Annotated in this window: 10 protein-coding genes; 5 read left to right on the top strand and 5 right to left on the bottom strand. The window is 69.4% G+C overall.

The window, feature by feature from the left end; all coding sequences use genetic code 11:
* Both VIB55_RS13135 and VIB55_RS13140 read left to right on the top strand, forming a co-directional pair.
* On the top strand, window positions 1–529 hold a 529-nt coding region (locus VIB55_RS13135), incomplete at its 5' end, for a carbonic anhydrase (protein ID WP_331877106.1).
* A gap of 171 nt (window positions 530–700) precedes the next feature.
* Window positions 701–1,873 carry a hypothetical protein gene (locus VIB55_RS13140; protein WP_331877107.1) on the top strand — a complete coding sequence of 391 codons (1,173 nt, stop codon included), beginning with the start codon at window positions 701–703 and terminating at the stop codon, window positions 1,871–1,873.
* 83 nt (window positions 1,874–1,956) lie between these two features.
* Here VIB55_RS13140 and VIB55_RS13145 read toward each other — a convergent pair whose 3' ends face one another.
* Both VIB55_RS13145 and VIB55_RS13150 read right to left on the bottom strand, forming a co-directional pair.
* Window positions 1,957–3,183, bottom strand: coding sequence for an HNH endonuclease signature motif containing protein (locus VIB55_RS13145; RefSeq protein ID WP_331877108.1), 1,227 nt, complete (start codon window positions 3,181–3,183; stop codon window positions 1,957–1,959).
* 406 nt (window positions 3,184–3,589) lie between these two features.
* Entirely contained in the window at window positions 3,590–4,921 is a 1,332-nt protein-coding gene (locus tag VIB55_RS13150; RefSeq protein WP_331877109.1) for an alpha-amylase C-terminal beta-sheet domain-containing protein, read from the bottom strand.
* Window positions 4,922–5,373: 452 nt separating this feature from the next.
* Between VIB55_RS13150 and VIB55_RS13155 the strand changes: the two genes are divergently transcribed.
* The 3 genes from VIB55_RS13155 (at window position 5,374) to VIB55_RS13165 (ending at window position 9,688) form a co-directional block, all read left to right on the top strand.
* Window positions 5,374–6,465, top strand: coding sequence for a hypothetical protein (locus VIB55_RS13155; protein WP_331877110.1), 1,092 nt, complete (start codon window positions 5,374–5,376; stop codon window positions 6,463–6,465).
* Entirely contained in the window at window positions 6,465–7,226 is a 762-nt protein-coding gene (locus VIB55_RS13160) for a hypothetical protein (protein ID WP_331877111.1), read from the top strand. Before VIB55_RS13155 ends, VIB55_RS13160 begins: the two co-directional genes overlap by 1 nt.
* A 284-nt stretch (window positions 7,227–7,510) precedes the next feature.
* The gene (locus VIB55_RS13165; protein WP_331877112.1) at window positions 7,511–9,688 is read left to right on the top strand and encodes a hypothetical protein; all 2,178 of its coding nucleotides are present in this window, start codon (window positions 7,511–7,513) and stop codon (window positions 9,686–9,688) included.
* Window positions 9,689–9,789: 101 nt separating this feature from the next.
* Here the strand turns inward: VIB55_RS13165 and VIB55_RS13170 are convergent, their stop codons facing one another.
* The 3 genes from VIB55_RS13170 to VIB55_RS13180 all read right to left on the bottom strand — a co-directional run bounded on the left by VIB55_RS13170 (window position 9,790) and on the right by VIB55_RS13180 (window position 13,838).
* Complete coding sequence (locus VIB55_RS13170; protein WP_331877113.1) at window positions 9,790–11,007, bottom strand: cytochrome P450; 1,218 nt, start codon at window positions 11,005–11,007, stop codon at window positions 9,790–9,792.
* A gap of 138 nt (window positions 11,008–11,145) precedes the next feature.
* Window positions 11,146–12,603, bottom strand: coding sequence for a hypothetical protein (locus VIB55_RS13175; protein ID WP_331877114.1), 1,458 nt, complete (start codon window positions 12,601–12,603; stop codon window positions 11,146–11,148).
* A gap of 92 nt (window positions 12,604–12,695) precedes the next feature.
* Window positions 12,696–13,838: a Gfo/Idh/MocA family protein gene (locus tag VIB55_RS13180; RefSeq protein ID WP_331877115.1), complete on the bottom strand. Its 1,143-nt coding sequence runs from the start codon at window positions 13,836–13,838 to the stop codon at window positions 12,696–12,698.
* Window positions 13,839–14,427: the final 589 nt, after the last annotated feature.

Below are 14,427 nucleotides of genomic sequence, written 5' to 3' on the forward strand. Positions count from 1 at the left end.
CCGGCGCTTCGTCGAGGGACGCGCTGTGGGGCCCCACCGCAACCTGGCCCGCGTGCGCGAGGTGGCAGAGGGCCAGGCGCCGTTCGCCGCCGTGCTCGCGTGCGCCGACTCGCGCGTGCCGGTGGAGATCGTGTTCGACCAGGGCTTCGGCGACGTGTTCGTGTGCCGCGCGGCGGGGAACATCGTCACTCCGGAGCTGATCGGCAGCCTGGAGTTCGGCACGCTGGTGCTGGGCGCCAGGGCGCTGGTGGTGCTGGGCCACACGCAGTGCGGCGCCGTGAAGGCCACCATCGCGGGCCAGGCGGTGCCCGGGCAGATCAGCACGCTGTACCGCCACATCCGCCCGGCGGTGGACCGCTCCGCCACGCGCGAGCTGGAAGACGTGGCGCGCCACAACGTGCGCATACAGGCCGAGCTGCTGCGTACCTCGTCGCCCGTGATCGCGCAGCTGATCGCCGAGGAAAAACTGGTGGTGGCGGGCGGCGTGTACGACCTGGAGACGGGTCGCGTGGTGCTGCTGGAGGAGTGACCTCCCGGAGAAGGCGTCGAACTGACGATACGAACCCGCTGGCGTCGCTGCCGGCGGGTTCGCTTTCGTTCGGGGCATCCACCCCGCGCCACGGGTAAACGTGTGGCGCCGGGGCACGCGGGTTGCTCTCCGCCGCCCGGACACTCGTCTGTCTCGAACCTGTGGAGGTGTATGGCTACGTATGGCATGGCCGCCCGCCGTCTGTTTGCGTGCGCGGCCCTGGTGTTCCTGGCGCCCGGGGGGTGCGCGGACGTGCTCTCCAACGTAGAGCCCGGGAACAAAGAGGAAGAGAACTCCGATACGGGCACACGGGGGATGGGCCCGTTCCAGGGCGTGGACGGCGAATCGCCGTCCCAGGCCATGTCCGCCAGCACCGATTGCCCCAACCGCTGCGCGCTGCCCATGAAGGACCGGCCGAACATGCCCGCCGGGACCACGCAGACGTTCGAGGTCGACGAGGTGGCGCGGCTCCTGGGCAACGGCTCCTCCGCGGCGCCCTTCACCTGGCGTAACGCGAGCGGCGCCGTGGAGCTGCGCGTTCCGGACGGCTACGGCGGGCGGATGGCGTCGGGGATGAACAACTGGGGGCAGACGGCGGGCTACCTCACCATCAACGGCGTCGAGAAGTACGCGGCCGCGTGGGAGCCGGACGGCACGCCGGTGGTGCTGCGCTCGTCCCGCGGCGGGCCCCCGGTGCCCGGCGAGGCGCTGGCCATCAGCGACAGCTCGGTGATCGTGGGGCGCACCACCGACGGCCGCGCCTTCCGCAGCCACTGGCGCACGGGCTTCCGCTACCTGGGCGAGGCGGGCACCGCCGCGCACGACGTAGACTGGCACGGCCGCGCCATCGGGTTCTACACCACCGCGTCGGGCACCCGGCGGCCCGCGCTGTGGGCAGCGGACGGCTCGCGGACGGACCTGGGCGCGCTGCCGGGGCACACGGGCGGCGAGGCCTTGGCCATCAGCCCGCGCACGGGCTACGTGGTGGGCGTCAGCACCGGCGGCGGCGCCGAGCGCGGGTGGATCTGGACCGCCGACGCGGGGATGAAGCCGCTTCCCGAGGGGTTCAAGCCCAGGGACGTGAACGCCTACGGCGAGGTGGTTGGGTGGTCGGGCGGCACCGACTGGCCCAATGCGGTGTGCGCGGTGTGGTGGCAGGGCTACGGGCTGCGGCCTCTGCCCCTGATCCCGGGAACGAGCGGCTGCGAGGCCCACTCCATCAACAGCTGGGGAGACGTGGCGGGGTTCAGCGAGAGCATGGAGCAGGACGGCCGCCATCTGGTCGTCGTTCGCACGCCCGTCGTGTGGACCTGGGCCAGCAAGAAGTACCGCTACGGCTTCTGAGTGCGTAAAGGACGTCGGGGGCGCGGAGTGCATCCCGTGCCCCTCACCGTTCTGCCCCAGGTTCATTCTCGTGTGCCCGACGATCACGATTGCGAGCTTCGCATCGCCGCGTCCGGAGCGTGACAGCGACGATCGAGGAGGCGGAACTCGAACTCCATGCGCGGTCTCCGGGCGTGCACCGCTCCCGCGAGGCCCGTCTGCACCCAATGCAAAGCCTCGCGGATGCATCCTGCACGAATGAGTATCTCAGCGCGCAGACGGTAGAGAGACAACTGCATGTCGGGCTCGCTCGACGGCAGGGTGTCCCACAGCACGTCCAGGTGGTGTTCGGCCGCGTTTCCACGCCCGACAGCAGTCTCGAATTTCACCCGCCGGAGTTCGGTTCCAAGCTCGTCCCCCGCTGCTCCTTCCGACGCTCCGCGCTCGAATTCGGCCCGCGCCGTGGCCGAACTGCCTCCCGCCCGCACTCGCGTGATCGCCAATTCCTGGAGAATCCGTCCGGGGGTGCTCAACGGGTGGTAAATGGCGGCTCCACTCCCCGTAGACCACCGGGCGCAGCATGATGACGCGCCTCGCAGCGTTTCCAGGGATCGCGCGAAATTTCCGATCGTGGTGTACCCGACCGCCCTGTAATGCCGCCCCCGGAGTCCAGCCGCCCGGTCGCCTGCCTCGTCCGCAAATCGTGCTGCCGCGCCGCCGAGCGAAAGCAAACGCCGGTAGCGCCACGAGCGCGCCAGCAGTGATGCATCCAGAGAGCCCACATGGTCTTGCGACGTATCGTTCAGGACGGCGGCCTTGGCGAGCATCACTTGCGCGAACGCCGTCCGCCGGGCGGCAACGGACGAGATCCCGTTGATCATGACCAGCAGGCGATTCAACGCGACGAGGTGCTGGTGGGCATTCCCGCAGTCCGTTACGGGAACCGCCTGTACCTGGCTCACGATTTCGTCCGCGTCCCGGGGCGTGAATGCATCGCCGTCCCGGACGTGCCGCTTCCAGGCCAGGATGGTCTCGAAGGGAATGACGCCGCGGTGAACCGCGGCGTGGCAGTCGCGACACAGAATCAGCGCATTCGAGGCAATCGACCGGCCCCCCAGGGCATGGGCGATGATGTGGTGGGCCTGGAGAGGCAGGTCCCGGAACTCGCAGAGCGGGTTGGTGCAGCGGTAGCCTTGTAGCGCATACGTTTCGGCGAGCGTCGCGGGCGGAAACAGCCGCAGCGGGTCACGTTGCGTACGGAACCGCCTGGGAGGAGCGATCAAGCCCTTTCCGCGATCGCCCCGCTTTCGCGCCTGCACCGTGCGTTTCATCATTCTTCCGAGGCCAGGGCCAAAGTCGCTGCTCAGCGGCCACGTTCCACGCTGGGAAGCCCCACCATGGAAATATGTGTGATCGGAGCTGGCGCGGTGGAAGTTGGAGCCGCAAAGCGCCAGGCCAGCCCGAGGGCGGCGCGGACGCGGTTTCGTCAGGTGCGGGAGCCGGGATGGCGGCTTCGCGGTGGGGGCGGCGCTGCCCGGCCGCCACCACCGCCCGCGCGCGGCAGCGGCTCGCTACCCGGTCGGCGTCGGAGATCCGGGCCCAACTCCACGCTGTTCTCTCCTTGCGCGGCGCGAACTCACCCGCCGATCGTCAGCCCGCGCATCCAGGCGAGATAAGGCCCTGCATCGGCGTGCGATGCAGGGCCATTTCGTCCCCGCGATCGACCGTGCGCGGTGGCTACTTCGTCCAGACCGCCCAGTCGCTGCCGGACGCGGCGAGGGTCCACCCAGCGCCCGGCGACCAGCTACCCGGGCCGATCTTCATCGCAAGATTCCCGTTGACGATGGCCGCGTAGCGGTACGCGTCCGCCGCCTGCACGGAGATGGTGCTGGTGGACGTGACGCCCTGCTGCTTCCGGATCTTGATGAGCGTGCCGATCTTGCCGCGCAGGTCCGCGCCCCAGTCGAAGTAGTGGGGCCAGTACACCGTCGGCGTGCCGGGATGCGTAAGGATGTATGCGTATCCCTGCTCCACCTTGGCGCCCGGAAAGGGCCAGTGGTTCTGCCCGCCGTCGGGCGAGGGGCCGGTGTCGTGGTTGTCGACGAACGTCACGCTCATCGCCGGCCACCAGCCCAGCGCGCCCGGGATGCACCCCATCCGCCAGTACTCGGTCCGCTCCACCGCCAGCTGCAGCTGCCACTTGGTCGTGAAGTCGAACGCGGCCGAGCGGGCGCCGGTCGCGTCGATCCAGTCCATGATCATCTGCCGGTGGTAGTTGGCGTTGGAGCACGAGGCGTAGTAGTCGCCCACGATGTCCGGCCACAGCTCGCCGACTGAAAAATACGGCGTGGTCGCCGAGTTGTAGCCGCCCACGTACGACGCCGAGAAGCCCTTCACGTAATCGTACCGCCACCCGTCGAACCCGGCGGCGCTGGTGGTTTTCATCCAGTTCATCCAGCTGGTGATCTCCGTCTGCACCGATGAATAGGTGTGGTCCAGGTCGCGGGCGGCACCGTATCCGTCACCCGTGTCGTAGTTGCCCGTGCCCAGCCCCCACTCGTCGTTGCGCGTGACCGCCTGCGCGTTGCTGGCGAACGCGGGGCTGGTGAAGTCGGCCCAGTTGGTGGTGCCCACGCGGTGGTTCACCACCACGTCGCCGATCACCTTGACGCCGCGCGTCCGCAGCGCCGAGGTAGCCGAGCGGAGCTGCGCGCCGGTGCCGTACATGGACCCATCCAGGTTGCGCCACTCGTTGGGCAGGTACCCGGCCGAGTCGGCCGCGCGCGAGGCGGGCGGAAGCCAGGCCATGGTGAACCCGGCGGCCTGGATCTCGGGCGCCTTGGCCGCGACGATGTTCCACCAGTCCCAGCGATGCGAGTTCCAGTGGAACGCCTGCAGCATCACGTCGCTCCCACCCCCGGCGAACTGGGCGTAGCGCGGCACGGACGGCGCGGCCGCAGCCGGGGGCGTGGGACCGTCCACCCGCGCGGCGTCGCAGCCGGCGGCGAAGGCGGCGCCGAGGAACAGGGCCAGGGGCAGGATGCGTTTTCTGAATGGATGCGTGCTCATCGTCGTCGGGCGGAGGGATGAAGAGGCGTGTCGCGGACCGGGAGACGGGGCTCCCCGCCGCGGGGATACACCGCCACGGCAGCAGGTTCTGCGCCGTTCGTAAGCCGCCGTCACGTATTAGTTTGCAAGTCTGCCGAATTCGCGCTGCACCAGTAAAGGGCGGATTTGCTCACCATTCTGAAGCGGGGATTGCGCCCCGAATCCCCCGTCCGCGCCGACACCTGTATCTCGGAGGTGGCCGCGGTCGTGGCACAGCGGACGGGTTGCGGCCCCTGACCCAGGGGGTGAGCGGCCGGCGTTGCGACTGCGCGCTTCTCACTTCGTCCCCGCCGTTTTTGAGTTGATTCCCCAGATGGGCCCGCATATGTTCCACGACACGATCTGCGCAACGGACCCCATGTACCCCTACGGCAGCAATGCGGAGCTTCAGAGGCCGCTGGTCGTTTCTGCTGATGTTCGCCGCTGCGTGCGGAGCCGCGGGTGCCCGCGAAGGCTCACCGGGCTTTCCGGATACGGATACGCGGCGCCGCGGGGCGGTCACGGTCCGCGAGGTCAGCGTCAGTGATCCGGACGCTTCCTTCACGGCTGTAGACGCGCTGGACGTGGACTCGCGAGGGGTGGTCTACGTCCCTGACACCTACCAGCAGCGCGTCACCGTCCTCGGGTCCGACGGCACCGTGCTGCGGGCGTTCGGGCGCCGTGGAAGCGGCCCCGGCGAGTTCCGGAGCGTGCGAAGCGTTCAGGTTCTCCCAGACGACAGCCTGCTGGCGTACGACCCGTCCCTCGGCCGTGTGTCGGTCTTCCGGCCCGGCTCGGACCAGGTCGCGTACTCGGTAACCCTCGGAACCAGCGGCCAGGTGCCGTTCGACGTTTGGCGCACCCCGGACAATTCCGCTTTCGTCGCCCTGTTCAGGCCCCAGTTCGCGTTCGTCCCAGGGGCGGATTTCCGCAACAGAAACGATCACATCCGCCTCCTCGCACTGGACGGTTCCCCGATCCGGGATCTCCTGACGTTCCCGTCCAAGGCCTTCGTGGTCGCTGACAATTCCATCATGCCGCATCCGTTCGGCAACGAGGGATTCGCGCGGCTCGATTCGAAGAACCGGCTCCACTTCATCTGGTCCGACTCGCTCGCGGTCGCCCAGTACGACCTCCAGGGCCGGCGGGCCGGCGGCTTCGTACTTCCCTACCGCGCACCAGAGATCACGCGGCAGGACCATGCGGACGCGCTCGCGGCAATTCCTGACGCGGTAAGGGCGCGATTCGCCCCGGCACTGCAGGATTCCCTTCACGAGCGCTGGCCGGCGGTACGCGACGTCATCGTCGACGACCAGGACCGCATCTGGATGGCGCTCGCCGGCAGCACCCGGCAGGGAACCGAGTTGGCCGCGTTCTCGGCAAACGGCACGTACCTGGGATCGGTGCTCATCCCCGCCGGGACCGATGTTCGCCGGGTTCGCGGCAATCGTGTTTTCGGCTCGCGCATGGACGACGACGACGTACCGCACGTCGTCGTCTACGAAATGCGGAGACCGCTCCGCTGATGCGCCTCGGCATCAGCGATTTCCCCCAGCAGGAGACCACGCCAATGCTCCAGAAACTGCTTCACTCCGCCGCAGTGCTGCTCGCGGCCAGCGCTGTCGCGGTATCGTCCGCCGGGGCACAGCGAGTCGATCCGAACCGGATCGTCGACCTGCATGTGAACGCCGAGGCCGAGAACAAGTCGTTCGACATTTCGACCCTCGAGGGCCGGCGCTCGCGGTTGACGTTCGCCGGACACGGGACGTACGAGATTTCGCCCGTGGTCACCGATCGCACCGGGCGGCGGTTCCGCCTGACCATCTACAAGGGTCCGGAGAATGCTGAGTCGGAAGACCTGCGGCAGGTCGAGCAGGTCGACGCGCAACTCGGCGTACCGGTCGCGATCCGCTCGATGCCGACTGTCTCGGTGATCGTCGACGGAACCCGCCAGCGGCAGGCCGCGGCCGGCCAGGCGCCCTCGCAATTCCAGGTCGCTTCTCTGCAAACCGAGGTTCGCCGCTCCTTGAGGGCGTTCAGCGATTGCTGTGTCACCTGCGGCAGGGTGACCGCGTGCGGGTGCGCAGTGTCCGGAATGACCTGCGGGAGCTGCTGCTCCGATGGCTGCTGCGCGCAGCCGGCGCCCCCGCCAGGCGGCGGCCTGGTGTTCTTCCAGGCGCCGCGCAGCTTCGAGCAGATGATCGGGCGCTGCGGCAAGCAGGTGAAGGATGAGGAGCGTATCCTCACTCCGCGCGCGACCACCCGGACCGTGATGGCCAGCCGCTGATCGGGGCTTCGGCGCGAGGAACGGAGCAGTTGACCAACGAAAGGGGCATGCGCCGAGGGGCGCATGCCCCTGCTTCGTCCTGGGTTCGCGCGCGGCCCGGCAATCCCGCTGCGACCCCAGTGGCGCCGTGGCCATCCCCTTGCCGGTTCTGGACACCATCTTCATCATGTGACCAGGCCCGGACACCCGCTCGTCCGACGCAATCCCCGCCGCACCTTCTGCCAAGCTGAGCGTATCCGCCGTCGTGCAGCGCAACGCCTGACCATCACCCACGGAGCAGACGGATGAAGACGACCAAGGCACTCCTCGCGGGCGTGGCGGTGGCGGCTTGCGCGCTGCTCTGGGCCGCGTGCACGCACGGCGCGCAGCTCGCCGCCGCCGGCATGGCGGTCGATCCCGACGACATCGCCGGGGTGGTGACGGGGGCGGGCGGCCCCGAGGCCGGGGTGTGGGTGATCGCCGAGACCAGCGACCTCCCCACGAAGTTCGCCAAGATCGTGGTGACCGACGACCAGGGGCGCTACCTGCTCCCCGACCTGCCGCCGGCGAGCTACGACGTGTGGGTGCGCGGCTACGGCCTGGTCGACTCGCCCAGGCAGCGGGCCACGCCCGGGACGTCGCTGAACCTGCGGGCGACCCCCGCGCCCAATCCGCGCGCCGCGGCGGAGTACTACCCGGCCGGGTACTGGTTCTCGCTGATCCGCGTTCCGGCCGAGAGCGAGTTTCCCGGCACCGGGCCGGAGGGGAACGGCATCAACCCGGCGTTCAAGAGCCAGGCGGAGTACGTGCGGCTCGTGAAGAACAACGCCTGCCTGGGCTGCCACCAGATGGGGAGCAAGGGAACGCGCGAGCTGAACCCCGCGCTCGGCACATTCGAGTCGTCGGAGAAGGCGTGGGAGCGGCGGCTGCAGGTGGGGCAGGGGGGAGGCGCCATGATCGGGACCGTGCACGGGATGGGAATGCCGCGCACCCTGCGGATGTTCGCCGACTGGACCGACCGGATCGCGGCGGGCGAAGTTCCGCCCGCGCCGCCCCGCCCGCAGGGGCTCGAACGCAACGTGGTCATCACGATGTGGGATTGGGCCGATCCCAAGGCCTACCTGCACGACTTGGTTTCCACCGACCGCCGCAATCCCACCGTCAACGCCAACGGGCCGCTGTACGCCGTGCTCGAGGCGAGCGCCGACTACATGCCGGTGCTGGACCCGAACACCCACACGGCCACCCGCGTGCCCGTCACCCTCCGCGACCCGAACACCCCGCACGCGGCGCCGCAGCAGGTGGCGGTGCCCTCTCCGTACTGGGGCACCGAGGCGATCTGGACCAGCCGGGCGAACGTGCACAACCCCATGTTCGACGAAACGGGGCGGGTCTGGATCACCTCCCGGGTGCGTCCGTCGGACAACCCGGCGTTCTGCAAGGCGGGATCGAGCCATCCGTCCGCGCGCCTCTTTCCGCTCAACGCCTCCAATCGCCACGTGGCGGTGTACGACCCGCGGACGAAGGAGATGAAGCACATCGCCACCTGCTTCGGCACTCACCACCTGATGTTCGCCGAAGACGCCGACCGCACCCTCTGGCTGAGCGGCGGCGGGCCGGTGGTGGGGTGGGTGAACACCCGGCTGTGGGACCAGACGGGGGACGAAGAACGGGCGCAGGGATGGACCGCGCTGGTCCTGGATGCCAACGGGAACGGCCGCCGCGACGAGTACGTGGAGCCGAACGCGCCCCTGGACCCGTCGAAGGACAAGCGGCTGCAGCCGGGGCAGTACGGAGGCGGCCCGTACGCCCTGGCGCCGGCGCCGGACGGGTCGGTGTGGGGCACGATGTTCGGGTTTCCCGGCGCCCTCTTCCGGCTGAGCCCGGGGGCGAACCCGCCGGAAACCGCGCTTACCGAGGTCTTCGAGCTCCCCATGCGCGACGGCAGGCCCGTGGAGGGCTTCTCCCCGCGCGGCGGCGACGTGGACCGCAACGGCGTGTACTGGGCCGCCCTGGCCAGCGGGCACATGGCCAGCTTCGACCGGCGCAAGTGCCGCGGCCCGCTGAACGGCCCCACCGCCACCGGCCAGCACTGCCCGGAAGGGTGGAGCTTCTATGCCGAGCCCCTTCCGCAGCTGGGCAACGTCACCAGCGCGGGGAGCGGCGAAGGGAGCTATTACACCTGGGTAGACCAGTTCAACACGCTGGGACTGGGCGCGAACGTGCCCATCAACACAGGCAACCAGTCCGAGGGGCTCCTGGTCCTCAAGGACGGCAAGTGGGTGGTCCTGCGCGTTCCCTACCCGATGGGGTTCTACACCAAGTGGCTGGACGGGCGCATCGACGACCCGAACGCCGGCTGGAAGGGGCGCGGCCTCTGGGCTTCCATCAGCACCCGCACCCCCTACCACATGGAGGGCGGAAAGGGCACCACCAGCAAGGCGATCCGCTTCCAGCTCCGCCCGGACCCGCTGGCGCGGTAACGGACGAGCCGCGCCGGCCGCGCGGATCGCGGACCCGCGCTTCGAAAGAACAGGGCCTCGCCGGCGCACCGGCGAGGCCCTGTTTCATGGAGAGCCCGGCTTCAGCTGCCCAGGACCGGGTACGAACGGTAGCCGCCCAGGTTGGGGTTGGGATCCCACTCCGGCGGCGCGGACGGATTGGGAGCGAGCGTTTCGAAGGTCGCGAGCAGCGTTTCCAGCGCGATCTGGATTTCCGCGCGCGCGATGCTCGCGCCGGGGCAGCGGTGCGGCCCGTGGCCGAACGCCAGGTGCGGGTTCGGCTGCCGCTCGCCCTTCAGCTCGTGCGGCTCGGGGAAGCGGGCGGGATCGCGGTTGGCGGCCTCCAGGAACAGGATGACCCGCTCCCCCGTGCGGATCAGGTGGCCGGGACCCCACTCCTCCGAAAGGTCCACGTCCTCGATGGCGTGCCGCCCCAGGTAGCGGGTGGGCGTCACGATCCGCAACATTTCTTCGGCCAGCCGGCGGCTCGTCGCCGGGTTCGCCGTCACCATCTCCCGCCAGGCGGCCCACTGCGGAAAGAGCAGCGGCACGCCATCGCCCAGCAGCTTCTGCGTGGTCATCCGGCCGGCGGCGAAGGTGCCCATGCAGTTGATGACGAGATCGTCTTCGTTCTCGAAGGTATCCGCCTTCAGGAACGAGCTGACCAGGTCGTCGGACGGCGCGGTGCGGCGCACGTCGACCATCTTGCGGAAGTAGTCCGCGAAGAGCGTGACGTCCTGGATCCGCACGTTCAGGTGGCCGCTGGTGAGGTCTGCCAGCACCGTGGACCATTGCGCCAGCTCGGCCATCCGGACCGGGTCGTCGCTCGGGATGCCGAACACCTTGCAGATGGTCTGCAGCGCGTACGGCAGGGAAAAATCGGCCACCAGGTCGAACGCGCCACGCGCCGGCAGCGGCTCCAGCAATCCCTTCGCGAGCTCGCGGATCCAGGGGGACAGCTCCTGCATCTTGCGCTGGGCCTCCTGCAGGATCACCCGCTGGGCACTGTTCTGCTCGGGCCCGTCAGAAAAGATGATCTGCCTCTGCACCGCCACCTGGATGAACGGCCGCCGGCCCGGCGCGCCCTTCCCCCCGCCCGCGAAGCGCAGGTCGGAGGTGAAGCGCCGGTCCTCGAGAATGGTCCGCACGGCCCGGTGGTCGGTGACCACCCAGCACTTGGCGACCGGGTCGAACGCGATCCCGTCGCTGGCTCTCGCCTGGTCGTAGAGCGAGTGCGGAGCCTGGTAGGCGCTCACCAGGGCGGCCATGCCCGGGTGAGTGGGATTGTCGAGGTTGGACACGTCTGCTCCGCGGTAGTGGATCGGGAAAATGGATCGGGTGAATCGAGCCTGACAGCGCCTCACGAAAGCGCGGAAGCGAGGAGGAGCCGCCGGGCCTTCGTACGCGGCGGGCTGCACCCTCTTCGGAATCCGCGCGGATCAGCGTTGGGGTTCAAGCGGCCAGGTGCGCACCCCGGGGTACACGCCGCCGCCCACGTGCTGCTCCGCCTCTACGTACACGCCCCAGGGAAGCCGCTCGCCGTCCTCCACGGTGAGGCCGTAGTGGACGATGCGGTCGCGGGACTCTGCTCCCTGCGATCCCGGCGTGCCCCCCACGTGCGAATGGCCGTGGTACAGCGTGGCCGACCAGCTTCCCCCGATGTACGAGGCGTCGCGGCCCCGGCCGGCGCCCAGGTTCACCCCGCCGCCGAACGCCACCCCGCAGGAAAGGTCCACCCCCGCGCCCTTCCCCCAGATGGTGCCCGCCGGCAGGAACACGTAGCTGGGCCAGTCCAGCTGGTCGCCGTCCGGTCCGTACCCGTGGTCGATGAAGAACGGCCTGGCGTCCAGCCCCGCGTTCGCGGCCTGCCCCATCCCCAGCACCTGCCGGAAGAAGGCCGTGATCGTCCGGCGCGAACGCTGGTCGCTGGACGAGTTCTCCGGGGCCGCGATCAGCCAGCGGAACAGTTCCTGGAGTGTCAGGCCGTCGACCAGCACCTGGTGGCGGTTGACCACGTAGTCCGACAGCTCGCTGGCCCGGCTGGGCAGGCGCGCCGCGATGAACGCCTCGAACTCGGGGGAGGAAAGGACGCCGGACCGCACCGCGGCCAGTGCCGCATGGCCTTCCCGGGCGCGCGCGGCGATCGACTCTGCGCGTTTGCTGGCCCGGACGCGGAGCACGGACTCCGCGAGCCTGGCCCCGAAGACGAAGGCCCGTTCTAGCGCCTTCACGCTCGCCGCACGCCCGAGGACGTCCAGGAACGGGCGGTCGGGATAGGCGACGTGGGGGTCGATGGTATCGTGCGTATCCACCACCTGCAGCGCGAGCGCACGCTCATGGCAGGGGCGGAACCGCGATACGACCTCTTCCACCCCCTGCAGGTGCGGCTCGATGTCCAGCGACGGAAGCTCGTCCAGGCACTCGGCGACGCAGTCCAGGCACTGCCCGCGCACGTCGAGCGTGACCAAGGACGACTCGGAGACGACGGTGCCCACGGCTTCGCGGAGGGCGGCCTCGCCCAACGGGGTGCCGGCGTTCTCGCGGCACACCCGTCCCAGCAGGTCGATCAGCCGGTGCCGCGGACGCTGCTTTTCGGTGTTCAGCCACGAGGTCGGGTGCACGTCCGACCGCAGCACCCGGCCCACATCCGCCAGGAGCCCGGCGCCGTCCGGCCGCGACGCCACCGCCTCATGGAGCCGGTCGAGGATCGCGTCGCGCACGCCGGGAACGCCGGTCCGGGCGGCCAGCCAGTTCATCCCGAACCCGCTGATGCCGTACAGCAGGTCCAGCATCTCCGGGTCGTGGAGGAACGGGTTGGCGCCGCCGCGCAACGCGGTTGCCAGCGCTTCGAGCCGTTCCGTGAGCGCCGCGGAATCCCGGGCGGGTGCTTCGTCCATGGTGTCGTTCACCGATACGTCGATGGGCTCACCGGCCGGGTCGTGCGGCCGTGAGCGTGGAATGCGCGCGGGAGCGCCCGCCCGCCACCTGCCTACCTGCGGATGCGCGCGAACGCCTTCGCCTTGTCCATCACGTCCACCACCTTCCGGTTGAAGGTGAGGTCGCTGAGCTGCGGAGAATCGGTGGCGAAGCGCGAGTACATGTCGAAGAGGCACCGCGCGAGCATGTCGTCGGGGAGCTTGGCGACCCGCGTCTGCTCCGTGGACCCGTCGGTGTTGCGGCCGGAGTACTCCATGATCACGCTGGTATGGTCGTCTCCCGTCACGGGCAGGAACGCCTCGATGTGCTCCGCGTTCGGAAAGCGCAGCTTCAGCACCCGCGTGCGCGTCAGCGCATCCAGCGAGGAGACGAGCACCGCGATGCACTCGTCCAGCTCCAGGACGACCACGCCGATCCCCATGTTCGGCACCACCTGGCACGGCTCGCTGTCGATCTCCCGGTAGTGCATGTGCCGCACTTCGGCGCGAAGCAGCCGGTAGCGCGACGCCCCGGTAAGGTGCAGCGCCGCGGCGATCTGGTGTGGCATCTCCACGTCCATCACCGATTCCGGCTTGGAGCGCCCGGCCAGCGTCGGCGTGATCCGCGGCTTCGACATCTCGAACTCCAGGTAGTGCGGCGCCTGCCCCACTTCCAGGATCTTGTCCCTGCAGCTGGCGATGGACCGGCTGTACAGGTAGGGATTGATGACGCCGATGCTGGCACCCGTGCGGTCGGCGATCCGCCGCATCTCGTCTACCTCGGCGGTGTTGGCGGCGCACGGCTTTTCGACGATGATCCGCCGGAACCCCGCGTCGGTCGCGGCGCGCAGCGTCGATGCGTGATCGTCGGCCGGGGTGCAGATGTGCACCACCGTCTGGTCCGGGTCCACGCCGGTGAGCTCGGCGAGCGAGGTCGCGAAGCTGATCGGCCGCGGGTCGTATCCGTAGTCGTATTCCAGGCGGTGCAGCGCGCGCTTGATTCCCACGCCCGCGGGGTCCACGAGACCCACGACGGCTCCGAAGGGCGAATCGGCGGTGCGGTCGCGGAGGATCTTTTCCAGGACGGGAATGTGCAGGCCCAGCCCCGCGCGTCCCAGGCCGACGATCACTGCACCGAGCCCCCTGGGAGGCAGGGTCGCATTCGACAGGTGGAGGTCGGCTGGCAGCGGCGGGGCCGTAAGCGTCGTCTCAGTCACTTCGTTGCTCTGTTCGAGGGGGGACACCGCCCTGCGATGCGTCCTGCCGGCACTGGATCAGATCTTCACCCGACGGGTTTATGGGAACCGCCGCACCGGGTTTCCGCGGCACACGAACGGCTTGCCCGCGTCACGCCGCCCACCGGTGCCCATCATTTCAGGCCAGCGGCAGACAGGACGTGGTCGAGGGAGCAGGCGAAGTCCCACACCGGCAAGTCGCGGCAACCCATGTGTTTTCATCCAAGTATATAGGAACCCGCCATTTTCTTGCAAGCCTCCTATCCGACAGGAAGTCACAAAGAGCCATTCCGATATCGCGAGTAGCGGCCGGGGACGGCCGGGCGGAGACAGGCGCCGGGCTACCGTTCTCTCTCGCCACTTTTTGGACACCGCGTGGTACTGCGGCCCGAATGCAGATCGCCCCCGCCGCGAGCCGCGGCGGGGGCGAGCGGGGGTGTGGGTGTTGCGCCGTCCTCAGCGGCTCCGCGACTCCGTCACGGGCTCGGCCGCAGCGTCGTCCGCTGACGGCCCGCCCGCCAGCACTCCGGCCGTTGCGGCATCCAGCGCGCGGTCGCCCTCGCGCCAGCGT

Origin of the sequence: Longimicrobium sp., assembly GCF_036554565.1 — a bacterium.
Classification (GTDB): Bacteria; Gemmatimonadota; Gemmatimonadetes; order Longimicrobiales; family Longimicrobiaceae; genus Longimicrobium.

Excerpts from the sequence above, each read along its gene's own strand:
- VIB55_RS13140 (WP_331877107.1), top strand. The coding sequence starts at position 701 with ATGGCTACGTATGGCATGGCCGCCCGCCGTCTGTTTGCGTGCGCGGCC.
- VIB55_RS13175 (WP_331877114.1), bottom strand. The coding sequence starts at position 12,603 with ATGGACGAAGCACCCGCCCGGGATTCCGCGGCGCTCACGGAACGGCTC.
- VIB55_RS13150 (WP_331877109.1), bottom strand. The coding sequence starts at position 4,921 with ATGAGCACGCATCCATTCAGAAAACGCATCCTGCCCCTGGCCCTGTTC.
- VIB55_RS13155 (WP_331877110.1), top strand. The coding sequence starts at position 5,374 with ATGTTCGCCGCTGCGTGCGGAGCCGCGGGTGCCCGCGAAGGCTCACCG.
- VIB55_RS13165 (WP_331877112.1), top strand. The coding sequence starts at position 7,511 with ATGAAGACGACCAAGGCACTCCTCGCGGGCGTGGCGGTGGCGGCTTGC.
- VIB55_RS13145 (WP_331877108.1), bottom strand. The coding sequence starts at position 3,183 with ATGAAACGCACGGTGCAGGCGCGAAAGCGGGGCGATCGCGGAAAGGGC.
- VIB55_RS13160 (WP_331877111.1), top strand. The coding sequence starts at position 6,465 with ATGCGCCTCGGCATCAGCGATTTCCCCCAGCAGGAGACCACGCCAATG.